The organism is Micromonospora sp. bgisy143, from assembly GCF_057708145.1.
This window is the reverse complement of sequence record NZ_JBYIRN010000002.1, coordinates 259,842-281,455: the sequence shown is the minus strand read 5'-3', so window position 1 is coordinate 281,455 and position 21,614 is coordinate 259,842. Positions and strand designations below refer to the sequence as shown.

Below are 21,614 nucleotides of genomic sequence, written 5' to 3'. Positions count from 1 at the left end.
GTCTCCTCCTCATCCGAGGAACAACTGTCGTCGGGCCGCGGAGGCTTCGAACGCCTCCAGGCGGCGCTGGGTGTCGGCCGGCGCGGCGTCGCAGATCGCCTGCAACAGGACCATCGCCAGGGTCATCGGGGCGGTGTGCAGGTCGAAGACGAGTTGGGCGCCGACGGCGGCCGGCAGCACCACGTCGGCGTGTTCGGTGGCCGGGCTGACCGGCGAGTCGGTGATCGCCACGACGGTCAGCCCGCCGGCACGCGCGTCGCGCAGGGCGTCCAGGGTCTCCCGGGGGTAGCGGGGCAGCACGAAGGCGAGCACGGCCGACGCCCCGGCCTCGGCGGCCTGCTCCAGCCGGTCGGTGAGCAGGCTGCCGCCGTCGTTGAGCACCCGCACGTCCGGGTGGACCTTGGCGGCGAAGTAGGCGAAGTACGCGGCCAGCGGCGCGGCGGCCCGCAGGCCCAGCACCGGCAGCGGCCGGCTGGCCGCGAGCAGGCGACCGGTCTCGGCGATCCGGTCGGTGTCGGCGAGCTGTCCGGCCAACCGGTCCAGGTTGCCCATCTCGGCGCGTACCGCCTGCTGGAGCTCGTTGGCGGCGTCCGCCGGCCCGCCCGCCGTGCTGGCGGTGAGGTCCCGCAGTCGGCGGCGCAGCGCCGGATAACCGTCGTGGCCGAGCGCGACGGCGAACCGGGTGACCGAGGGCTGGCTGACCCCGGCCAGTTCGGCGACCTCGGCGGCGGAGAGGTACGCCACGGTCGGCGCGTGCTGCACGAGACAGTGCGCGATCCGGCGCTGGGTCGGGGTGAGTCGCACCCCGTCGAACAGGTCGAGGACCTGCTCGGCCGTCGCCTCGGCAGCACTGTCATTCACGCTGCGACTCTATGCATGAAAACTTTCAGAGGGCAACCGTCAGGCGTGGCTCGTCGTCGCACCGGAGGCGAGCAGCCTGGCGCGCGCTCGGTAGTATCCGCACGGCGGTCGAGCGGAGGAGTGCGGATGCAGCCGGATGGCCCGTACAGGTTCACCCACGTGCTGGGCGGCAGCCAGGTGGGCAAGGCGTGGGCGGCCATCGACGGGCAGGGCCGGCTGGTGACGGTGGCTGTCCTGGACGCGAACGTGGCGGCCACGCCGGCCTGGCGGGAGGCGTTCTCCGCCACCGCCAACGCCCTCGCGCAGACGCAGGGCGGTCAGACCTTCGTCTACGCCGACTTCGGCGCCGCCGCGCCGTGGGTCGCCTACCCGGCCGAGGCGGGGCCGGGCGCGGAGAAGCTCTTCCGGGCCCTCGGCGTGGACTACCAGCCGGTGCCGGAGGATGCCGGAGCACCCGTCTCCGCGCCGCCACAGCCGGTCTCCGGGATCCCCCAGCAGGCCGGGCCGCCGCACCCCGTCTCCGCGCCGCCGCAGCCCGTCTCCGGTGCGCCGCAGCCCGTGTCGGGAGCACCGCAGGTCTCCGGACCGCCACAGTCCGTCTCGGGTGTGCCGCAGGTGTCCGGGCCGCCGTACGCGCCGTGGGCCATGCACGGCGGCCCGATCCCCGGGCAGCCGGTCAGCGCCGCGCCGCATCCGGTCTCCGGCGCCGGTGGGAGTGCGGCGTCCACCGTGGACCCCGTACTCCCGGACGACGACCGGTCGGCACCCGATCCGTTCACCGCACCGGTCCGCAGGATCAAGCCGTCGGCGCCACCGCCGCGCCGTACCGGTCTCTGGGTCGGTGTTGCCGCCGCCGCCCTGGCGGTGGCCCTGGCCGCCGGCGCCACCGTCTGGGCAGTCACCGGTGACGAGGAGCCGACCGTCCCGCAGACCCTGCCCACGGCGTCCGGCGCGTTCCCCAGCGCCCCGGCGATCAACCCGGGCCTCAAGCCGTGGGCGCAGGCGGCGCCGTACAGCGCCGAGGAACGGGCCCTCGCCGTCGCCGGTCCGTCCATGGTGTTCGTCGAGGCCGTCTTCACCGGCACCCTGCGGGAGGCGAAGTCCAACGTTCCGTTGAGCGTGACGCCGGTCACCTTCAAGCGGCGGTGCAGCGGCTTCGTGGTCAATCCGGACGGCCACATCGTCACCAACGGCCAGTGCGTGCGGCCCGCTGCCGACGCGGCCCGCGAGCGCGCCCTCTACACGCTCGGCCGGATCCTGATCGAACAGAAGAAGCTGACCACGCCCCAACTCGACGGCTACGTCCGGAGCAAGCTGAACAGCACCGTCTTCACCGGCGCCGAGCCCGGCTCGGAGCCCACCAGTCAGGTGTTCGGCCAGTTCAACGTGGCCCGGGGTGACCTCACCGCCAGCCCGGCCATCCCCGGCCAGGTCGTCCGGGTCCTCGAACCCGATGCCGGCAACCTCGCCCTGGTGAAGCTGACCCAGGCCAGCCTGCCCTCGGTGGAGTTGGCCGACGGCGGCGCGCCCGCACCGGGCGCCGCGCTGCTCGTGCTGGGCTACCGCACCACGGACGCGGACTTCCGGGCCGCGACCTACACCGTGGAGAGCAAGCCGGCCCAGGTCGCCGGCACCGCCAACCAGGGTTCGGTGGCCATCTCCCGGCTCAACGACGACGTCGGCATCTACTCCGCCGGTGGGATGGCGCTGGACACCGCCGGCCGGGTGGTCGGCGTGCTGGACACCGACCGCGCGGCCAGCGGGGGCGCCAACCGCGCCCTGGTGCCGGTGTCGGTGGTCACCGGGCTGCTCGGCGCGGGTGGCACCAGCAGCAGCCGCGCCGACACGGACCGGGTGTACCGGGAAGGGCTCGACGCGTTCTTCGCGGGCCGCAACGACGACGCCATCGCCAGCTTCGACCGGGTCGCCCAGGCGTCGCCGGTCAACCTCCTGGCTCAGGCGTACCGGCAGAACGCCGTCGACCGCGCCCGACTCGCCGGCGAGTCGGACGGGGCGCCCCGGCTTCTGTGGGCGTCGCTCGCCGGGCTCGGCGGTCTGCTCCTGGTCGGCCTGGTCGTGCTGGTCGTGGTGCTCCGCCGCCGTCCCCGCTACTGACCGGGTGCGGCGCGGGCGCGCTCAGCGCGTCGAGTTGTCCCGCCCCCACCCGTCGCGCGGATGCCGGCGGGCCCGCAGCGCGGCCGCGACGGTGAGCGCCACGTAGACCGTGGCCGCGGGGGCGAGCCATGGTCGGGGCAGGACCACGTCGCGCAGCCAGGAGGACGGGACCGACGCCCGGACGCCCTCGTGGGTGGCCCGCAGCATGGTGTTGCCGGCGCGCACCCGCGCCAGGGTGCGGAGCAGATCCCGGGTCCGGCGAGGCGCCTGGACATACGAGGTGGCGTCGCCGACCTCGCGCTTCTCGCTCGACGCGAACAGTGAATCCAGAAAGAGGTCGTCGGCGATCTGCTCCGGAAATTGGGTGAAACGCTCGCGGCCGGCCGCCGAGATACCGACCGCGCCGCGTCCGAACAGCGCGTCCGCGAAGATCGGCAGTCGGGTGTTGATGGCGTAGTAGGCGTGCACGGCCAGCGGGCGGCCACCGGTCACCATCTGCCGCCGGGGCATCACCGCCAACGGCGGGGAGTCGCCCTCGGTCAGGGTCGCGGCCATCCGGCGCAACGCTCCCGGGCTCAACACGACGTCGGCGTCGAGATAGATCCGGGGGAAACCGCGTGCGGCCGCGTCACCCACGTTGAGCGCGTTGGCCTTACCCGCCTCGGGTACCTCGATGACCCGTACCCTCGGCCGCGCGGCGGCGACCCGGGCCGTGTCGTCCGTACAGCCGTTGGCCACCACCACGATCTCCAGGCCGTCCGGGCCGGCGTCGGCGAGCAGCGCGTCGAGGCAACCGCCGATGACCCGCGCCTCGTTGTGGGCCGCCATCACCACGGAGATCATCGAAATGTCACACCGTCCACAATCGATCGCTCTGATCGGATCCTGCCGGCGGCAGGTCGGGCCCCGACGACCGGTCGACGCACGGCGGTCAAGCTTGCCGGAGACGCCATCACCCATGCAAGACGGAGGGAAAAAGGGGTCGAATAAGTGAATCGGAAATGTCCGGCCAACCCGGCGATGCGCGATGTCGGAGGGCACTGACGGGTCGGCGACCGGGGCCCCGGAGAAACGCCGGGCGCTGGTATCGTCCTCGTGATTCTGAGGCCGGGCTGCGGTTGAGCGCTGTGGATGTCCTTTCCCGACATTCGGCTCAGTCTCCGCCTGTCGGCAGGTGCCGTCGGCCACTGATCAACGGTCGGACGGCATTGCCGAAGCGGCGGCGCGTTCACGACGCCGGCCGCCGCCCACGGCGGACACTGATATGAGGAGAGACACCCCCGATGGGAACCATGACCACTCCGGCCTCGGGACCGCGGCCGGAGGTGGGGCACCGGGACGGGCCTACGCCGCGCCACGAGCAGATCGCCAGCTACCTGGCCATCGCCGCGCTGGCCCTCGTCGCGGTGAAGCCGCTGTTCGACATCGGTGAGAAGAAGGGCAGCAGCGGGATCGATCTGGGCGTGGTGCTCACGGCCGTCGGCGCCGTCCTGATGATCGCCGCGTACGGGCTGGTCGCCCTCGGCGCCCGTCGGCTGCCACCCAGGCCGCTGCTGGTGGTGGCAGGTGCGGTGGTGCTGCTGCTGGTCAGCTCGGCGGTCAGCTTCCTCCTCGTCGGCGCACGCGCCGATCTGCTGGACCTCTTCGACGTGCGGCGCTACCCGATCTACGGCGCGCACCTCGAGCCGCGTTCGGCGATTCCCGCCGAGGCGATGCGCCTGGTCGTGGGCTTCGCCCCGATCGCGCTGCTCGGCCTGATGCTGATGCGGCGGTCTCTGCTCTCCTCACGGCGTCTCGTCCTCGTCACCGGGGTGATCCTGCTCGGCGCGATCGTCCACTGTGTGCTGGCCTGGCTGCAGGTCGCCGGTGTCATCCCGTACTCGTTCTACTTCGAGCTGGCCAACTGGCAGAAGATCGGGCGCGCCTCGGGGGGCTACTACCACCCGATGTCGCTCGGCCGGCTGCTCATCTTCTCGGTCTTCCTGATCTACGTGCTGGGCGACCGTCTTCGCATCTCGGCTGCCGTGCGGTACGCGCTCATCGTGCTTTTCGTCGCCACCGGAGCCGTCTCCCTGCACCGCTTCACGATCCTCTGCCTGATCGTCATCGTGGCGGCCTTCGAGGCGCGGCGGGTCCGTGACCTGGTCGCGTCCCGTCGTGCCGGCCGCCGGATCGACCGCCGGCCCACGCTCCTGGTCGGCGGTGCCGTGGTGGCGGTCGCCGCCGTCGCCGGCGGGCTCTGGGGCGGTGCCATCTGGGAGCGGGTGCGGGTCGCCCTCACCGAGGTGGGCTCGCTCGACGTCCGCTCCGACACGTTCATGCACGGACGGGGCGCCATCTGGAACGACGTCGCCGACATCCTGGGTCGCTCGTCGGCGGACGTGTGGCTGTTCGGTTTCGGCTACGAGCCGTGGGACATGCACAACGACCTGATCCGCATCATGGTGATCTGGGGGATCACCGGTCTCGTGCTGGTCGGCGCGATCCTCGTCGGGTCGTACCGCCTCGCCCGCGCACAGGTCGGCACGGCCGGTCGGCTGCCGCTGCTGGTGCTCTTCGCCACGCTCCTCATCTTCGGGCTCACCCAGAAACCCCTGGGCTACCCGTACTTCCTCTGGCTGTTCTTCCTCGGCGTGCTGGCGGTGCTCGCCGTCGACGCGGAGACCGACGACGCCGGAACCGACGACGGGGTGCGCGCGGAGCCGTCGGTGCGGTCCGGCGACGGCGACCCGGTGGCGGCGGGCGGGCCGACGTGACCAACTCCTCGCCGCCCGCGCCCGTCCGTGGGGATCACCCCCACCCGCCCCGCCAGGGCGGTCGGGTCGTCGAACCCTCCGACCGGGTCGAGACGGACGCGCCCACCACACCTGTCGTCCGGCCCACCTTCACCGTCTGCATCGTCGTACGGGACCGGGCCACCCTGCTCGTCAACGCGGTCCGCAGCGTGTTGGCCAACACCTACCAGGACTTCGAGCTGGTCATCGTCGACGACGGGTCGCAGATCCCGGTCGGGCAGGTGATCGCCGAGGCCGGCCTCGCCACGGACCGCCGGATCAGGGTGCTGAGCCAGCCGCCCACCGGCATCGCCGAGGCCCGTAACCGTGGGCTGCGCGCCGCCGTCGGGCGGTACCTGACCGTGCTCGACTCCGACGACGAGCTCACCGAGGACGCGTTGGCCCGGCTGCACCAACTGCTCACCACCACCGGGCGGCGCTGGGCGTACGCCGACTACACCGAGATCAACCAGGGCACGCAACGTCCCATCCGGCTGCCCGAGTACGCCTCGGCGGAACGCATGCTGCTCGGCGTCCTCACCCGTCCGCGCCTTCCGTTCAAGCACTCCGGCACCACCATCGACCGGCAGGTGCTGCACACCATCGGCGGGTACGACGAGACCTTCCGGCTCTTCGAGGACATCGAGCTGGTGCTGCGGACGCTGCGTTCGGGCGTACAGCCCTGCCATCTGGACCATCCGATCGTGCGCTTCCAGCGCCACGACGGCAACGTCACCCGGGGTCGTCTCGGCGGCCTGGTCTTCTGGTTCCGTCTGATCGACATGTACCGACCGTGGCGGGTTCCCGGGGTGGGTCTGGGCATGAAGGCGCTGCGGACGCTGAGCGAGACGGGCAAGTGGTTTGTCACCCGCATCCGTTGACCTCGACCAGGGCGGCCCGGCGCGTCCGGTGGCGGCGCGCGGGCGGGTGGCGCGGGTCCTGATCCACCTGAGCATGCTGGGCCTGAGTCAGGTCGGTGTCACCGTCGCGGCCTTCGTCACCCAGATCCTGTTGGCCCGCAGCCTCCCCCAGGCCGCGTTCGGGACGATGACCGCCGCGCTCGCGGTGGTGTCCCTGACCGCGCCGTTGGCGGTCTTCGGCGTCTCCGAGCTGTGGTTGCAGCGGTTCGGGCAGGAGGGGGAGCGGGCGTACCGCTGGGTGGGCCCGTCGCTGCGGCTGGTGCTGATCGCCTGTGTGCTGATCGTCGCGGGCATGCTGGCGTGGGCCGTCGCCGAGCTGCGTGACCCGGCCGAGGGCGGGGTGCGGGCGCTGCTGGCCTGCGTGGTCGTCGCGCAGGCGGCTCTCGCGCTCGTCGCATCGGTGCAGCAACTGCGCGGCGCGTACGGTGGGCTGTCGGCGTTGCAGGCCGCGCCGCACCTGGGCCGGGTGCTGGTGGTGCTCGCCGTGTGGCTGTTCGGCCTCTCGGTGCTCTCGGCAGCCGCGGGTTACGCGGTGGTGGCGGTGCTGACCGTGGTGGCCTGCGCCGTCGTCATGCGGCCCTTCGTCCGAGGGGAGATGCCGCTCGAGGGTCACCCGCGTACGGCCGGTGCTGAGCCGCCGGGCCCGGCGGTGCCGGTGACCGCTGTCGCCCGGGCCGCCACCCCGTTCGTGCTGGGCAACGTGTTCTACCTGCTCGGGATCTATCTCGGCACCGTGGCGGTGGCCGAGCTACGCGGTCCCGAGGCGGCCGCGGTGCTGTCCGTGCCGATGTCCGTGCTGACCGCTGTGTACCTCGTCCCCCGGGTGGCCTTCCAGCAGTACTTCCTGGCCAAGCTGCACCGTTGGTCGCAGACCGACCGGGACGCGATCCTGATGGCGTACCGCTACGGCGGCACTGGGATGCTCGCGCTGGGCGCGGTCATCGCGGTGCTGGTGGTGCTCTGCGGGCTGCCGGGGCTGCCGTTCCTGCTCGGCGCCGAATACCGGGAGTCCGCCACCGTCCTGGCGGTGCTGGCGCTGGCGATCCCGTTCCGGTTCGCCGGTGCGGCGGTGGCCTCGCTGCTCACCAGCGGCGGCCTGCTCCGTCGCAAGGTCGTCTACCAGGGGGTGGGTGCCCTGGTGTTCGTGGTGGCCCTGGCCGTCGCCACGCCGTTCTGGGGCATCATGGGTGCGGCGGCGGCGACCGTCGTGGCGGAGATCGTCCTCTGTGCTCTGTTCTGGATCGCGGTCCGTCGACGGGTCGTCGGTGACGCCGATCTGCCGTCGTGGCACGATCTGCGCCTGCGTTTGACGAGGGGGACCCCGCGTGCGTCTTGAACCGAGTGCGGCGGCTCGGCGTCCCCTCGTGGTCGGGTACTACGGCATGGAGAACGTCGGGGACAACGCCTTCTGTGTCGTCCTGGACTGGGCGACCCGCACCTACTGGGGTAGCGCCAACCCGGTCTTCGCCGCGCCGCCGATGGTCGACCTCCCCGCCGCGAGCGTGGGGATGAGCCCCCGGTGGTACCGCGGTCACGGTGCCACCAACCGGGCCGGGGCGCTGTTGAGCAAGGCCGCCCTGCTGAGCCGCTCCTCGATGCTGCTCTTCGGTGGTGGCTCGGTCTTCCGGGACATGGGCCCGCTGAGCGAGAAGAGGATGTTCGCCCTCTTCCGTCGCTTCTCCGGGCGTCCGATGGCGGCGGTCGGTGTCTCGATCGGACCGTTCCTGTCCGCCGCCGCCGAGCGCCGCCTGGTCGAGGTGCTGCGGCAAATCGACGTCATCGGGGTCCGCGACGCGGCGTCCGCCGAGGTCCTGCGCCGGGCGGGCTACCCGGGCCGGCTCATCCCGGCGGGTGACCTCGCCGGTCTGCTGCCCGAGTCACTCGGCGAGCCGATTCCTCCTCGCCGGCCCCGGCCGACGCCGGGCGCCCGGGCCCGCCTCGGGGTGACCCTGCTCGGCGTGGACTACGAGGCGGCCGCGCCGGACGTACGGCGACGGGAGGACGCCCTTGTCGAGGGCGTACGGGCGCTGGTGCTCAAGGAGCCGGTGGACGTCACCGTCTTCGTCTTCAACACCCATCCCGAGCACGGCGACGAGCAGGTCAGCGAGCGGCTGCGCGCGGCGGTGGCCGGCACCTGTGACGTGCGTGTGGTGACGGCGCGGGACGGCGTACGGGCCTGTTGGGACGAGATGAAACGGTGTGACCTGGGGTTGCACATGCGGTTGCACGGGGCGGTCTTCGCCTACCTGGCCGGTGTGCCCTTCGCGCTGGTGCCGTACCAGCAGAAGTGCGACGACTTCCTCGACGACATCGACCAGCCCGCGTCCCTGCGACTCGCTCGGGTTCCCGAGGATCCCGCCGAGGTGACCCGGGTGCTGGCCGGCATGCTCACCGACGACGCGGTACCCGGCCTCAGCCGCGAGGACTTCGCGGAGCGGGCACGTCGGAACTTCACCGAGGCGCCGTGGGCGCTCCGGGCCGTCGCGGACACCTCCGCAGGGTGAGCGAGCGGGTGTTCATGCGGGAGCGCGAGCCGGCGGTGCCGGCCGCGCCCCGGCCGCCTGCCGTGGTGCCGGTGACCGTCACCGCGGCGCGACCGCGTCGGGCGGTGCTGCCCGTGGCGCTCGCGCTGGTGGTCGTCGCGCTGCTGGCCACCGGTCTCGCGGTGGCCTACGGAATCGACCGGGAACCCCGGAACAACGCTGCCCCGGGCGTGCCGACCGTGCCGGCGCCCACGGTGTCCCGGCCGCCGGCCCTGCGCGACCTGATGCCGACCACGGTCCGCGTCGGCTCGGCCGCCGACGGCCGCGGGTTGAGTCTGGACGCCGAGTACGGCGAACTGCTGGGCTCCGAGTTCAACGCGATCACCCCCGAGAACGCCATGAAGTGGGGAAACCTCGAGCCGTCGCCCGACGTGTACGTCTGGGCCGGCGCGGACCAACTTGTCGACTTCGCCGAGCAACGCGGCCAGGCGGTCTACGGCCACACGCTCCTGGGGCGCACCGACGTGCCGAAGTGGGTGGATCCGCAGTGGTCGGCGGAGCAGCTCCGGGCGGCGCTGCGGGACCACGTGACCGCCGTGGTGTCCCGCTATCGCGGGCGGGTCTGGGCGTGGGACGTGGTCAACGAGGTCCTCGACGAGGACGGTTCGCTGCGGGACACGCTGTGGCTGCGCAAGCTGGGCCCCGGCTACGTGGCCGAGGTGTTCCGGTGGGCGCACGCGGCCGACCCCGGCGCCCGACTGTTCATCAACGACTACGGCGTCGAGGGCCGGACCCGTAAGGCCGACGCGCTCCTCGACCTGGTGCGCGAGCTGCGCCGTGCCGGCGTACCGGTGGACGGGGTCGGCTTCCAGAGCCACCTGCGCTGGGACGAGCAGCCCCGGGACATGGTCGGCAATCTGCGGCGGTTCGCCCAGCTGGGCGTCTCGGTGGCGATCACCGAACTCGACGTACGCATCGCACTGCCCGAGACCGCCGCCAAGCGGGAACGCCAGGCCGCCCTCTACCGGCAGGTGCTGCGGGCCTGCCTCGCCGTGCCCGCCTGCGTCTCGTTCACCGTCTGGGGCTTCACCGACGCGCGGAGCTGGATCCCGGGATACCACGCCGGTTACGGTGCGGCCTGCCTCTTCGACGCGGCACTGGTCCCCAAACCGGCGCACGCCGCCCTCATCGACGAACTCCGTCGGATTCCACCCCCCACCGGAGCCGGTCCCGGCCCGGGCTGAGCTCACCTGTTCGCTGGCGCCGAAAGACGCAGTGCCACCTCCCGGACGTTCACGACATGCGGCGGTGAAAGGAAGATCGTGTCCGCGCAGACCCAGTTCCTCACGGCTGTCACCTCCCAGCAGGCACCCACGTTCGACCCTGACCTGGGGGTCATCACGCCCCCGTCCAACGGCATGGCCCGGTCCGTGTTCGCGCGCCCAGCGCCGCGGGCCAACTGGCGTCGGCGGTACGTGGCCTGGCTGGTGCTGCTCGACGTCCTCGCCGCCCTGGCCGCCAGCCGGACGGTGGTCGCCCTGCTCGATGAGGCCGACGCCGGCTTCTGGGACCAGCGGGTCCTGGGTGACGTCAGCTCCTTCACCCTGGTGACGAACGTCGGGGTGCCGCTGGGGTGGCTGCTCCTGCTCGTGGCCGCCGGGGCGTACGACCGGCGGGCGCTCGGGCTGGGCACCGAGGAGCTGAAGAGGGTGGCCAGGGCCAACCTCGCGATGGCCGCCATGGTGTCCTTCCTGGCGCTCGGCTTCAAGAAGGACCTGTCCCGGGCCACGGTCGCCGCCATCATCATCTGCCTGCTGCTGTACACGCTGGTGGCACGGTTCGTCGCCCGGGTGGTGCTGCGCCGGATCCGGCGTACCGGGCGAGCCGCGCACAAGGTGCTGCTGGTCGGCCGCCTCTCCGACGCGCTCGCCCTGCACGAGGTGGTGACCCGCAACTACGGCGCCGGACTGCACCCGGTCGCCATCCACCTGCCTCGGCACCCGAGCCCGGGCTCGCGGGTGACGGCCCCGGTTCCGGTGTACGTGGGCTGGGACCTGGTCCCGCTGGTCCAGCAGCTCGGCGCGGACACCATCGCGGTCTGCGGCCCCGCCAGCCTGGAGTCGTACGAGCTGCGCAAGCTGGCCTGGCAGTTGGAGGGCACCGGCCTGAACCTCGTGGTGGTCCCGCAGGTCACCGACGTGACCGGTCCCCGGATCCACGTCCGGCCGATCGAGGGCCTGCCGCTGCTCAACGTGGACGAGCCGACCATCTCGGGCCTGTCGCTGCTGGCCAAGAACGTGCTCGACCGGGTCACCGCCCTGCTCGGTCTGGTCATCCTGAGCCCGGTGCTGCTCGCGATCGCCGTGGCGATCAAGGCCAGCGGCCCGGGCCCGGTGCTGTTCCGGCAGACCCGGATCGGCCACGAGGGCCGGGCCTTCAAGGTCTGGAAGTTCCGGACCATGTACATCGACGCGGAGGAGCGGCTCGCGGCGTTGCGGGACCGGAACGAGAGCGACGGACTGCTCTTCAAGATCAAGGACGACCCTCGGGTCACCCCGATCGGCCGGCACCTGCGGGCGCTCTCACTGGATGAGCTGCCTCAGCTGATCAACGTGTTGCGGGGGCAGATGTCGCTGGTCGGCCCGCGCCCCCTGCCCACCGAGGACGACGACTACCGCGGCGACGTACGTCGACGGTTGCTGGTGCGGCCGGGCATCACCGGGCTCTGGCAGATCTCCGGCCGCTCCGACCTGACCTGGGACGACGCGGTCCGCCTCGACCTGCACTACGTGGACAACTGGTCACTCGTGTACGACCTGGCCATCCTCTGGAAGACGCTCAGCGTCGTACTGGCCCGCCGGGGCGCGTACTGATCGGACGGGCGGCGGCCACGCGGCCACCGCCCGTCGCGCACACCTACTTCTTGCTGCCGAGGCTGACGATCTCGCCGACCGAGTCCCGCCGGACCGCGTCGTAGAACGTCTTCACCCGTGCCTTGTCGGCGAACACCACGCTCTCCGAGCCGACCTGACCGGTGCCCTTGGTGGGGCTGGTCAGGAACGTCATGTTGCCGCCCCGGACCCCGCGCAACTGCGTCGCCATGTCCAGCAGGGACAGATCCTTGTCCACTGAGACCGAACTCGAGGTGGCCTTGAGGAAGTCGTTGAGCTTGACCGGGTTCGTGATGATGCCACCGGACGACGCCTTGTCGATGATCGCGCGGATCACCTGCTGCTGGTGGCGGATCCGGGCGAAGTCGCCGTCGGCGAACTGCTTGCGCTGACGTGAGTAGTCCAGGGCGGTCTCACCGTCCATCCGCTGCACGCCCTGCTTGAACGTGCGGAACGGCTCGTGGATCGAGGTGAAGCTCTTCTCGGAGTCGATCTCGATGCCGCCCAGCGCGTCGATGATCTCCTTGAAACCGGCGAAGTCGATCACGGCCACGTGATCCACCCGGACCCCGGTGAACGACTCCACGGTCTGCACCATGAGCGGTATCCCACCCCAGGCGTACGCCGCGTTGACCTTCGCGTCCCGGCCGCCGTGGTTGCCGTCCTTCGACTTCGGCACCGGCACCCAGGTGTCCCGCGGAATCGAGATCAGCTGCGCGCTCGACCGGTCCTTCGGCAGGTGGGCGAGGATGATCGTGTCGGTGCGCGACCCGCTCGTCCGCTCCGGATCCCGCGAATCACTGCCGAGGATCATGATGTTCGTGGCGCCCGTGACGACCGGCTGCGGGCGCGACTCCTCCGGAACGCCGTCGAAGGCGTCGACCCGTTCGATGTCCGACTCGACCGACCGTAGATAGAGCCCGCCGGCCACCACACCACCGGCACCCAGCACCACCAACACCAGCAGGCTGATCAAGAGGACGCGCCGCCAGCGGCGAGGCCGTCGCGGACCGCCGGACGTCGGCTCCTCGACGGGCTCCACAGCGGCGGGCGCACCGGTCGTCGGCTCCGTCCCGGGCTCCGACGTCTGTTCACGATGTGGCATGGGCGCGATGCTACTGAAGCCACTTCTTCGCCGGGTACCCTCGTGCGGCCAGTGCCACCAATCGGTCGGTGCGACCGGCCGCCGACCACCGGTAACCCGGCGACCGCATCGGCATGTCATGGTGAACGGGTGCGGCTGACCTCGATTCACACGTACCCCGTCAAGGGTTGTCACCGGCTCGACCACGACGGCGCGTTCGTGCAGCCGTGGGGCCTGGCCGGCGACCGGCGCTGGATGGTGGTGGACGCCGACGGCGTCGGCGTCACCCAGCGGGACACGACCCGACTGGTCGGCCTGCGGGCCAGCGTGCGCCCGGGCGGCCTGGTGCTGCACGCCGACGGGCAGCCCGACCTCGACGTCCCGGAACCGGCCGGCGGCGACCCGGTACGGGTACGGACCTTCCGCAGCCGGACCACCTCCGTCCCCGCGCTGCCCGCCGGCCCGGCAGCCGACGCCTGGCTCGGCACCCTCCTCGACCGGCCCGTCCGGCTGGTCTGGTTGGCCCACCCGACGCGACACCTGGCCGCCGCCGACCGCGAGTACGACACCGGCGACCAGGTCAGCTTCGCCGACGCCTACCCACTGCTGCTGACCAGCACCAGCTCCCTCGACGCCCTCAACGACTGGCTCGGCGACGCGGGGGAGGAACCGGTGCCGATGACCCGGTTCCGGCCCAACCTGGTCGTCGACGGCGCGCCGGCCTGGGCCGAGGACGGTTGGGCCGGCCGGTCGCTGCGCGTCGGCGACGTGCGGTTGCGCGCCGCCGGGCCGTGCGACCGCTGCGTGGTCACCACCACCGACCAGGAGACCGGGGTACGCGCCAAGGAGCCCCTGCGCACCCTCGGCCGCCACCGCAACATCCGGCAGAAGCTCCTGTTCGGACTGAACGTGGTGCCCGTCGACAGTGGACCGGTACGGATCGGCGACCCGATCGTCATCGACCCCTGACCGGCCAGCGGTGGACTCGTCACCGTCCGTCGATGCTCTCTTAGCTTTCGCTTAGCCACCTTGTTCCGCCACACGCCGGTCCGGCAGCATCGCGACGTGACCGACGGAAGCGCTCCCGGCGGCGTCGAGGGTCCCGCCGTCGCCGTCAAGGACGTCGACATCGACCTCGACCTGGACCGTGCTCCGGCCGACCCGCCCGCGTCCTCGTCCGGCCCGGTGCCCTGGCTGGTCGCCACCGGCGTCACCGTCCTCGCGGCGGCGCTCGGACTCACCCTGGCCCTGCGGTCCGGCTCCACCCCGGCCTGCGCCGCCGGGCGAACGCTCGCCGCCGCGCCACCCACCGGCACCGCCACCCACAGCGGCAAGGCCACCTTCTACGACTCCCAGGGCGCCGGCGGCAACTGCTCGAACCCGGCCGCCCCGGCCAACCGGCTCTACGTCGCCCTCGGCCCCACCGAGTACGCCGCAGGCGCCGCCTGCGGCGGTTTTCTCGACGTCACCGGCCCGAAGGGCACCGTCCGCGTCCTGATCATGGACCAGTGCCCGGAGTGCGAGCCGGGACACCTCGACCTGTCCCGGGAGGCGTTCGCCCGGATCGCCGACCCCGTCCAAGGGCTCGTCCAGGTCACCTACCGCGCGGTGGTCAACCCGCCGCTGCCCGGCCCGCTGACCTTCCGCATCAAGGAGGGCGCGTCGCAGTTCTGGTTCGCCGTCCGGATCGGCAACCACGGCAACCCGCTGCGCTCCGTCGAGGTACGCCAGGGCAGCAGCGGCCCGTGGCGGGCAACCGCCCGGCAGGACTACAACTACTGGCTGCTCGCCTCGGGGGCGGGCCCCGGCCCGTACAGCGTGCGGGTCAGCGACGTGTACGGACACCAGGTCACCGTGTCCGGCATCCGGATGGCACCGGGCCAGGTGCAGACGAGCGTGGTGCGGATGTACGAGCGGGGCGTCGTCGCCCCCACCTCGCGTCCGCCCGCGACGGCCCGCCCGCCGGCCGCCCGGCCCAACAGCACTCCGACACCGGCCCGCCGCTCCGACAAGGTGGCCGTGGCGAGCGCGCCGGCCACGCCGGCCGCCGACAAACCCGCCACCCGCCCGGCCGGCGCGACCGCCCGCTGGTGCGGCTGAGTCGCCCGCGGCGGCGCCCCGGCTTCCTGGCGGCCCTGCCCGGCCTCCTGCCGGCCCGGCCTGGCTTCCTGGCGGCCTGGCCTCCTGGCGGCCCGGCCTGGTAGCTAGTCGTTCGTCAGGCGGCCGGCGTCAGGTCGAGCCACATGAGGATTTCGTCGCGGTCGTCGCCCGGCGCCACCCGCAGCGCGCCCGGCAGGCGGCCGATCTCCCGGTACCCGAGGCGGCCGTAGAACCCGTCCAGCCCCAACCCGTCGCGCACCGTCACGTGCAGCGCCTCGTGGCCCAACTCGCGGCCCAGCCGGGCGGCCTCGCGCATCAGCGCCGACCCGTACCCCGCGCCCTGGGTGTCCGGGTGGACCATCACCCGCTTCAGCACACACCAGTGCGCCTTGAGCCCGAACCGGTTGTCGCAGAAGATCAGCACCGCGACTGGCCGGTCACCCTCGTACCCGACCAGCAGCCGGTCCGGTCCGTCGGCGATGCCCGCGAACGTCGGGTCGGCGATCGTACGGACGTCGGTGGCGGTGACCGGCGGGACGAAACCGACCGCGCCACCGGCGTTGCTGACGTCCACCCAGAGGGCGACGATGTCGGCGCGCAGGCGCGGGGTCAGCTCGGGATCCAGGACGAAGCGCAAACTCACGGTGCCCATACTGGCTGCTCGATCGCGCTCATGGCCTACGACCGTGAGGCGGTCGACACCCAGCTCCCGCGCACGCGGTGGTCGTTCATTGGTGCGGGAGAGGGGATTCGAACCCCCACATCCTTCCGGATACAGGTTCCTAAGACCTGCGCGTCTGCCGTTCCGCCACTCCCGCCAACTCGCTGAGTCTAGAGCGTCTGGCTTCGACGGTGTTGAGCCCGGCCTCCTTCAGGATGGCTGAGATCGTGCCGTGACCCACCCGGCATGTCCCGTTGGGCACGTTACGCAGGATCTCTGCGAGCCGCTTCGGACCGACGTCCGGATTGGCCAGCGCCTGCTGTGTCACCGCGTCCCGATGAGCCCTCGAACGCCAGCTACGGTCCGGACGCGGCGTCAACACGCCTTCCTGCTCCAGTAGTCGCCGGACCTTGTGCAGGTATGCCGGGGGGCAGCCCAACTGCCGTGCCGCCTCCGAGGCGGTGATCTGCTGCGCGGCGATTCGGTCGAACATCTCGAGGAGTTCCTGCCGCGTCGGCGGCCGGCGGTCGGAACCAGCTGTCCCGGGGCGTTCCTCGACGCTGTCCGCCTTGAACGCGGAAACGGCCAGACTGCGGACCCGCTTCCCTCGGCCGGCGAAGGTTTCGGTCTGGCTGTGGCAATTCGGGCAGAGCAGTCGTAGGTTGGGCGGCCGATTGTCGAGGAAGTCCCCGTTGATGTGGTCGACGTGCAGGGTGAGTGCGGCACCTTGCCAGAAAGGCCCCGTTCCGCATCCCTCGCACTCCTCCGGCACGCCGAGCTCCCCGAGGGCCCACTTCAAGCGCACGCCGGGCGTCCGCCGGGATCCTTGCGGCAGCTGAATCAGCAACTGTGCTGATGTTGTCCGCCGTGCGCTGCGGTTGTGTGCCTGACCGGTGAAGTGCGACGTGTCGATGCCGAACTTCTTGAGCTGACGGCTGATGTGCGCGTGCGAGCCACCGCTGACGCGCACACCGAGCATCCGCATCACCTCGGTGATGTTGCGGGCGGCGGCGGCCGCCTCGGCGAGCAACTCCGGTGTGTATTTGTATCGGACCATTGACGCACGGTAGCGGCCCGGTGTGACGGTCTCAGTCGAGCCCGAGGTCGCGGCGGAGCTTGGCGACGTGCCCGGTGGCCTTGACGTTGTAGAGCGCCCGTTCGATCTTGCCGTCGCCGTCGATGACGAACGTGGAGCGGATCACGCCGGTGACGGTCTTGCCGTACAGCTGCTTCTCGCCGTACGCGCCGTACGCGGTGAGCACCGTCTTGTCCACGTCCGACACCAGCGGGAACGTGATGGCGTCGCGGTCGCGGAACTTCGCCAGCTTCTCCGGCTTGTCGGGGGAGATGCCGACGACCTCGTAGCCGGCCGCCTGGAGCGAGGCGAGCGAGTCGCGGAAGTCGCAGGCCTGCTTGGTGCAGCCAGGGGTCATCGCGGCCGGGTAGGCGTACAGGACCACCTTGCGGCCCCGCAGGTCGGCGAGGGAGAGCTGGTCGCCGGTGTCGGTGGGCAGGGTCCACTCGGGCGCGGGGTCACCGGGGGAGAGACGATCGGGCGCGGTCATGGCCCCGACCCTACCGCCGGGCGTGCCGGTGTCGGCGTCGGCGGCGCGCGCCGGCTCGTCGTCCGGGAAAGCGGGGTGTCCCGGAGCCGTGGACACCCCGAGGTCAGCGAAACCGGGCCGTCAAGGTGATCAAGGCCATGCGTTGTTGCCAGACTCTGGCAACAACAAGTCGTAGGAAATAGGCTGACCCCCGCCGGGTCCGGACGGGTCCGCTGACGCGTGGGAGGTCGCGTGGAAACACTGGCGATGCACATCTCGAACGGGATCATCGACGGTCCGGTGGCAGCGGTCTTCGCCGCGCTCGCGCTCGTCGCGCTCACCTACTGCGTCCTGCGCGGGCGGCGGGACCTGGACGACCGGCTCGCTCCGATGGCCGGCCTGGTGGCGGCGTTCATCTTCGCCGTGCAGATGCTCAACTTTCCGATCTTCACGGCGGGGGTGAGCGGTCACCTGCTCGGTGGCGCGCTCGCCGCGATGCTGGTCGGGCCGTGGGTCGGCGCGCTCTGCGTGGCCGTGGTCCTCGTCGTGCAGGCTCTGGTCTTCGGTGACGGTGGGGTGGCGATGCTCGGCCTCAACATCACCAACATGGCGCTGCTCGGCACCGCCGCCGCGTACCTGTTGATCTCGCTGCTGCTGCGGGTGCTGCCCCGCACGCGGGCGGGCCTGGGGGTGACCGCGTTCGTCGCGGCCCTGGTCAGCGTGGTGGTCGCGTCCCAGGGCTTCGTCCTGCAGTACTGGCTTGGCGGCACCACCGACCTGGGCGGCAACCTGGCCGGTCTGGCCGGCACGATGGCCGGTGTCCACCTGCTGATCGGCATCGGCGAGGGCCTGATCACCGCGACCACCGTGCTCACCGTCGCGAAGGTCCGCCCCGACCTGGTGTACGCGCTGCGGTCCCTGCGTACCTCGACCACCACGCCCGCCGTCCCGGTCTCCGGAGGTGTCCGATGAAGAACCGTTCCTGGGCCTTCCTGGCCGGTGGCCTGCTGGTCGCCCTGCTGCTCGCCGGCGTGGTCAGCAACTACGCCTCGTCGCACCCGGACGGGTTGGACTCGTCCCTGCTCAAGGGGTGCACCGTCGACGCCGACGACACCATCGTCGGTGGCAGTTGCCCGGCCCAGCAGGCCAAGGACCACGAGTTGGGCGACAGCCCGCTGGCCGACTACGGCGTGCGGGGCGTGGAGAACAGCTTCCTCTCGACCGGCCTCTCCGGGGTGCTCGGCGTGCTGGTGACCTTCGCCATCGGCCTCGGCGGCTTCTGGCTGCTGCGCCGCCGGGACACCGGGTCGGACACGGGCGACGGCGGCACGTCCGCCGAGCGCACGGCGGTCGCCGCCGGTGGCGGCAGCACCGGCACGAGCGACTGAGCCGGGGGTACGCGATGGGCGCCGGTCACGGGCACGTGCTGTACCGCGAGTCGACCTCGCCGGTGCACCGGCTCCCGCCCGAGGTCAAGATCGTGGCGATGGTGGTCTTCACGGTTGCCGTGGTGGCCACCCCGCGCGAGGCGTTCTGGGCCTTCGGGGCGTACGCCCTGCTGGTGGCAGTGGTGGCGGCGCTGGCCCGGGTGGGGCCACGCTGGCTGCTCAGCCGTGCGTTGATCGAGCTGCCGTTCGTGCTGTTCGCGGTCGCGCTGCCGTTCCTCGGCGCGGGCGAGCGGGTCGAGGTGCTGGGTCTGCGGCTGTCCGAGGACGGCCTGCACGGCGCGTGGAACATCCTGGCCAAGGGCACCCTCGGTGTCCTCGCGTCGCTGCTGCTGGCCGCGACGACCACCACCCGGGATCTGATCGTCGGGTTGGACCGGCTGCACTGCCCGCAGATTCTCACCCAGATCGCCACGTTCATGCTGCGCTACCTCGACGTGCTGGTGGGCGAGGCGCGGCGGATGCGGGTGGCGCGCATCTCCCGGGGTGACGACCCGCGCTTCCTGTGGCAGCTACGTGGCTTTGCCGCCGGCATCGGCGCGCTGTTCCTGCGCGCTTTCGAACGGGGTGAGCGGGTCTACCTGGCGATGCTGTCGCGGGGCTACACCGGGCGGATGCCCGCCGTGTGGCAGGGCGACGGCGCCGCGACCGCCGGTCAGTGGCTGGTCGCGGCGACCGTGCCGGTGGTGGCGGCCTCCATCGCCGCGACCGCCGTCGTGCTGACATGATCGGGGTCGTGCAGACCGCCCTCTCGCTGGACGTTCGTGGCCTCCGGTACGCGTACCCGGACGGGCATGTGGCCCTGCACGGCGTGGACCTGGCGGTGCCGCGCGGCGAGCGGGTGGCGCTGCTCGGTCCCAACGGGGCCGGCAAGACCACGCTGGTGCTGCACCTCAACGGCATCCTCACCCCGGCCGAGGGCAGCGTGAGCGTGGGTGGCCTGACGGTCACCCCGGACCGGGCGACGCTGGCCGAGGTGCGCCGCCGGGTGGGGATCGTCTTCCAGGACCCGGACGACCAGCTCTTCCTGCCCACGGTGGCGGAGGATGTCGCGTTCGGGCCGGCCAACCTGGGCCTGCGCGGCGCGGAGTTGACGGACCGGGTCGACGAGGCGCTGGCCGCCGTGGGGATGAGCGAGCACCGGGACCGGGCCCCGCAGCACCTGTCCTTCGGGCAGCGCCGCCGGGTGGCGGTGGCGACGGTGCTGGCCATGCACCCGGAGATCCTGGTGCTGGACGAGCCCTCGTCGAACCTGGACCCGGCGGCCCGCCGTGAGTTGGCCGAGATCCTGCGGGACCTGCCGGTGACCCTGCTGATGGTCACTCACGACCTGCCGTACGCGGCGGAGCTGTGCGAGCGTTCGGTGATCCTGGACGGCGGCCGGATCGTCGCCGACGCCCCCACCGGCGCGCTGCTCGGCGACGCCCCCCTGCTGGCGAAGCATCGCCTGGAGCTTCCGCACGGCTTCACCGCGCATCCCTAGGCGCGTACCTGGAACCTGTCCCGGTCGATGACCCGGTTGTCGAGGAAGAACGACTGTAGGTCGGAGCCGCCGAGGCTGTTCTCGGCTGCGGGGATCATGCACGCGCTGTAGCCGCGGTTGGTGGTGCTGCGGTGTTCCTCCAGCCAGGGCACCTGGCAGTTGAGCCGTCCCAGCCGTTTGGTGTCGAAGCGGAAGGTGAACCCGGCGGGGTTGGCGGCGGCACCCTGGGTGGTGACGGCGAAGGGGTACTCGTCGCAGGTGTAGCCGGTCGGGCGGGGGTAGCTCGCGCCCTCGGGGCAGGCGACACGGCGGTTGGCATCCCTCAGTGCGCTGTCGGTCGTGCGGGTGAGCAGCGACGGCAGGTCGGTGGTGTGGATGGCGTTCCGGACGTGCGCGGCGTACATCGGGTAGCGACTCTCGGGGACGTCGAGGGTCGGGACGAAGTCCTGGTTGGCGCAGCCCGCAGCGCCACCCGGCAGCGCGTCGTCGCAGCGGTGACCCGGGTAGTTGGTCCAGAGGGTGAGGGTCACCTTGTTGGCCGTCGCCGGGTTGACGATCCAGAACCCCCAGTCCGAGCTGGCGCCCCAGACCTGGCCGGGCAGGCTGGTCGAGGTGAAGGTCGCCGTACCGGACAGACTGCTGAACGGGCTGCCGGTCGGCGGGGTGCCACCCACGAGGGAGCAGTTGAACATGCAGTCGGGGACGGACCAGAGCGTCGGCGTGCCGAGCACTCCCCAGGCGTAGGTCGGGGTGTAGTCGAAGGACTGCGTCCACCGCAGTTCTCTGGCTTGCAGCGTGACCATGCTGGAGTAGTTGAAGTAGATCTCGCCCACCACGGTGCCGCCCTGGGTCAGGATCACCTGGTAGACGCCACTGGACGCCTTGCACATCACGAAGCGGGACAGGTTGGCCCACGCGCCGTTGCCGCAGCCCGCCGGCGCTGCGGCGGACGCGGCCTTCGTCCGGGCGGAGGCGGGCGGGCTCACCCCGAGCCGGAGGCAGCCCAGGGTCCCGTCCGGTGCTCCCGAGGCGGTGCATCCCGCGGGCGCCTCCACCTTCGCGGGTGCCGCGTCCACCGGGCTGACCGGCAGGGCCGTGCCCGCGGCCAGGAGCAGTCCGACGCCCAGGCGGGCGAGCCATCTCGACGGCGCTGTTCTCATCGATACCTCCAGAAGAATCGATTGCCGCGGGCAGTCTGGCCCGGGCGGTCTTCCGGAGGTCCGGTAATCCGTACATCGCCGTACACCGGCGAA

Annotated in this window: 20 protein-coding genes and 1 tRNA gene; 13 read left to right on the top strand and 8 right to left on the bottom strand. The window is 71.8% G+C overall.

The genetic code is table 11. From position 1 onward, the window contains the following. Positions 1–9 precede the first annotated feature (9 nt). Positions 10–861 carry a MurR/RpiR family transcriptional regulator gene (locus tag AC3EN4_RS04230; protein ID WP_435204598.1) on the bottom strand — a complete coding sequence of 284 codons (852 nt, stop codon included), beginning with the start codon at positions 859–861 and terminating at the stop codon, positions 10–12. A gap of 126 nt (positions 862–987) precedes the next feature. Here AC3EN4_RS04230 and AC3EN4_RS04225 point away from each other — a divergent pair, with 126 nt between their 5' ends. Continuing rightward, positions 988–2,976: a trypsin-like peptidase domain-containing protein gene (locus AC3EN4_RS04225; RefSeq protein WP_435204597.1), complete on the top strand. Its 1,989-nt coding sequence runs from the start codon at positions 988–990 to the stop codon at positions 2,974–2,976. Between the two features lie 21 nt (positions 2,977–2,997). Here the strand turns inward: AC3EN4_RS04225 and AC3EN4_RS04220 are convergent, their stop codons facing one another. Further along, the gene (locus AC3EN4_RS04220) at positions 2,998–3,819 is read right to left on the bottom strand and encodes a glycosyltransferase family 2 protein (RefSeq protein ID WP_435204596.1); all 822 of its coding nucleotides are present in this window, start codon (positions 3,817–3,819) and stop codon (positions 2,998–3,000) included. A gap of 440 nt (positions 3,820–4,259) precedes the next feature. On the opposite strand from AC3EN4_RS04220, the gene AC3EN4_RS04215 reads away from it, so the two are divergent. From AC3EN4_RS04215 to AC3EN4_RS04190, 6 genes are all read left to right on the top strand, one after another. Continuing rightward, a complete protein-coding gene (locus AC3EN4_RS04215) occupies positions 4,260–5,732 on the top strand; it encodes a hypothetical protein (protein ID WP_435204595.1) in 1,473 nt (490 codons plus the stop codon). Then, entirely contained in the window at positions 5,729–6,631 is a 903-nt protein-coding gene (locus AC3EN4_RS04210; protein WP_435204594.1) for a glycosyltransferase family 2 protein, read from the top strand. The genes AC3EN4_RS04215 and AC3EN4_RS04210 overlap by 4 nt, the downstream gene beginning before the upstream one ends. Then, positions 6,612–8,006 (top strand): lipopolysaccharide biosynthesis protein, encoded by a 1,395-nt coding sequence (locus tag AC3EN4_RS04205; protein ID WP_435204593.1) that lies wholly within the window; start codon positions 6,612–6,614, stop codon positions 8,004–8,006. The genes AC3EN4_RS04210 and AC3EN4_RS04205 overlap by 20 nt, the downstream gene beginning before the upstream one ends. Further along, positions 7,996–9,174 (top strand): polysaccharide pyruvyl transferase family protein, encoded by a 1,179-nt coding sequence (locus AC3EN4_RS04200; RefSeq protein ID WP_435204591.1) that lies wholly within the window; start codon positions 7,996–7,998, stop codon positions 9,172–9,174. The genes AC3EN4_RS04205 and AC3EN4_RS04200 overlap by 11 nt, the downstream gene beginning before the upstream one ends. Beyond that, entirely contained in the window at positions 9,171–10,397 is a 1,227-nt protein-coding gene (locus tag AC3EN4_RS04195; RefSeq protein ID WP_435204590.1) for an endo-1,4-beta-xylanase, read from the top strand. The genes AC3EN4_RS04200 and AC3EN4_RS04195 overlap by 4 nt, the downstream gene beginning before the upstream one ends. A 174-nt stretch (positions 10,398–10,571) precedes the next feature. Beyond that, complete coding sequence (locus tag AC3EN4_RS04190; RefSeq protein ID WP_435204852.1) at positions 10,572–12,026, top strand: sugar transferase; 1,455 nt, start codon at positions 10,572–10,574, stop codon at positions 12,024–12,026. A 43-nt stretch (positions 12,027–12,069) separates the two neighbouring features. Here AC3EN4_RS04190 and AC3EN4_RS04185 read toward each other — a convergent pair whose 3' ends face one another. Continuing rightward, positions 12,070–13,149 carry an LCP family protein gene (locus AC3EN4_RS04185; RefSeq protein WP_435204589.1) on the bottom strand — a complete coding sequence of 360 codons (1,080 nt, stop codon included), beginning with the start codon at positions 13,147–13,149 and terminating at the stop codon, positions 12,070–12,072. Positions 13,150–13,278: 129 nt separating this feature from the next. Between AC3EN4_RS04185 and AC3EN4_RS04180 the strand changes: the two genes are divergently transcribed. Both AC3EN4_RS04180 and AC3EN4_RS04175 read left to right on the top strand, forming a co-directional pair. Beyond that, complete coding sequence (locus tag AC3EN4_RS04180) at positions 13,279–14,097, top strand: MOSC domain-containing protein (RefSeq protein WP_435204588.1); 819 nt, start codon at positions 13,279–13,281, stop codon at positions 14,095–14,097. 96 nt (positions 14,098–14,193) lie between these two features. Further along, complete coding sequence (locus AC3EN4_RS04175; RefSeq protein WP_435204587.1) at positions 14,194–15,228, top strand: expansin EXLX1 family cellulose-binding protein; 1,035 nt, start codon at positions 14,194–14,196, stop codon at positions 15,226–15,228. Positions 15,229–15,343: 115 nt separating this feature from the next. Here AC3EN4_RS04175 and AC3EN4_RS04170 read toward each other — a convergent pair whose 3' ends face one another. The 4 genes from AC3EN4_RS04170 to bcp form a co-directional block, all read right to left on the bottom strand. Beyond that, on the bottom strand, positions 15,344–15,871 hold the full coding sequence (locus AC3EN4_RS04170) for a GNAT family N-acetyltransferase (protein WP_435204586.1): 528 nt from the start codon (positions 15,869–15,871) through the stop codon (positions 15,344–15,346). 89 nt (positions 15,872–15,960) lie between these two features. Continuing rightward, a tRNA-Leu gene (locus AC3EN4_RS04165) sits at positions 15,961–16,046 on the bottom strand. Next, entirely contained in the window at positions 16,011–16,946 is a 936-nt protein-coding gene (locus AC3EN4_RS04160) for an HNH endonuclease signature motif containing protein (protein ID WP_435204585.1), read from the bottom strand. The genes AC3EN4_RS04165 and AC3EN4_RS04160 overlap by 36 nt, the downstream gene beginning before the upstream one ends. Before the next feature lie 31 nt (positions 16,947–16,977). Further along, a complete protein-coding gene (bcp, locus tag AC3EN4_RS04155; protein ID WP_435204584.1) occupies positions 16,978–17,454 on the bottom strand; it encodes a thioredoxin-dependent thiol peroxidase in 477 nt (158 codons plus the stop codon). Positions 17,455–17,685: 231 nt separating this feature from the next. Between bcp and AC3EN4_RS04150 the strand changes: the two genes are divergently transcribed. The 4 genes from AC3EN4_RS04150 to AC3EN4_RS04135 are packed head-to-tail and all read left to right on the top strand — an operon-like array spanning position 17,686 to position 20,361. Continuing rightward, positions 17,686–18,405 (top strand): energy-coupling factor ABC transporter permease, encoded by a 720-nt coding sequence (locus tag AC3EN4_RS04150; protein WP_435204583.1) that lies wholly within the window; start codon positions 17,686–17,688, stop codon positions 18,403–18,405. Further along, positions 18,402–18,821: a PDGLE domain-containing protein gene (locus tag AC3EN4_RS04145; RefSeq protein ID WP_435204582.1), complete on the top strand. Its 420-nt coding sequence runs from the start codon at positions 18,402–18,404 to the stop codon at positions 18,819–18,821. Before AC3EN4_RS04150 ends, AC3EN4_RS04145 begins: the two co-directional genes overlap by 4 nt. Before the next feature lie 14 nt (positions 18,822–18,835). After that, positions 18,836–19,606, top strand: coding sequence for a cobalt ECF transporter T component CbiQ (cbiQ, locus tag AC3EN4_RS04140; protein WP_435204581.1), 771 nt, complete (start codon positions 18,836–18,838; stop codon positions 19,604–19,606). Continuing rightward, the gene (locus AC3EN4_RS04135; protein ID WP_435204580.1) at positions 19,603–20,361 is read left to right on the top strand and encodes an energy-coupling factor ABC transporter ATP-binding protein; all 759 of its coding nucleotides are present in this window, start codon (positions 19,603–19,605) and stop codon (positions 20,359–20,361) included. The genes cbiQ and AC3EN4_RS04135 overlap by 4 nt, the downstream gene beginning before the upstream one ends. Here AC3EN4_RS04135 and AC3EN4_RS04130 read toward each other — a convergent pair. Then, positions 20,358–21,521, bottom strand: a complete 1,164-nt coding sequence (locus tag AC3EN4_RS04130) for a NucA/NucB deoxyribonuclease domain-containing protein (protein WP_435204579.1) — start codon at positions 21,519–21,521, stop codon at positions 20,358–20,360. The two genes, AC3EN4_RS04135 and AC3EN4_RS04130, sit on opposite strands and share 4 nt — an antisense overlap. Positions 21,522–21,614 lie beyond the last annotated feature (93 nt).

What these genes read in the sequence shown, in the direction of transcription:
- AC3EN4_RS04130 (WP_435204579.1), bottom strand. Translation starts at nt 21,521, where the DNA reads ATGAGAACAGCGCCGTCGAGATGGCTCGCCCGCCTGGGCGTCGGACTG.
- AC3EN4_RS04220 (WP_435204596.1), bottom strand. Translation starts at nt 3,819, where the DNA reads ATGATCTCCGTGGTGATGGCGGCCCACAACGAGGCGCGGGTCATCGGC.
- AC3EN4_RS04215 (WP_435204595.1), top strand. Translation starts at nt 4,260, where the DNA reads ATGGGAACCATGACCACTCCGGCCTCGGGACCGCGGCCGGAGGTGGGG.
- AC3EN4_RS04135 (WP_435204580.1), top strand. Translation starts at nt 19,603, where the DNA reads ATGATCGGGGTCGTGCAGACCGCCCTCTCGCTGGACGTTCGTGGCCTC.
- AC3EN4_RS04160 (WP_435204585.1), bottom strand. Translation starts at nt 16,946, where the DNA reads ATGGTCCGATACAAATACACACCGGAGTTGCTCGCCGAGGCGGCCGCC.
- AC3EN4_RS04190 (WP_435204852.1), top strand. Translation starts at nt 10,572, where the DNA reads ATGGCCCGGTCCGTGTTCGCGCGCCCAGCGCCGCGGGCCAACTGGCGT.
- cbiQ (WP_435204581.1), top strand. Translation starts at nt 18,836, where the DNA reads ATGGGCGCCGGTCACGGGCACGTGCTGTACCGCGAGTCGACCTCGCCG.
- AC3EN4_RS04185 (WP_435204589.1), bottom strand. Translation starts at nt 13,149, where the DNA reads ATGCCACATCGTGAACAGACGTCGGAGCCCGGGACGGAGCCGACGACC.
- AC3EN4_RS04225 (WP_435204597.1), top strand. Translation starts at nt 988, where the DNA reads ATGCAGCCGGATGGCCCGTACAGGTTCACCCACGTGCTGGGCGGCAGC.
- bcp (WP_435204584.1), bottom strand. Translation starts at nt 17,454, where the DNA reads ATGACCGCGCCCGATCGTCTCTCCCCCGGTGACCCCGCGCCCGAGTGG.
- AC3EN4_RS04145 (WP_435204582.1), top strand. Translation starts at nt 18,402, where the DNA reads ATGAAGAACCGTTCCTGGGCCTTCCTGGCCGGTGGCCTGCTGGTCGCC.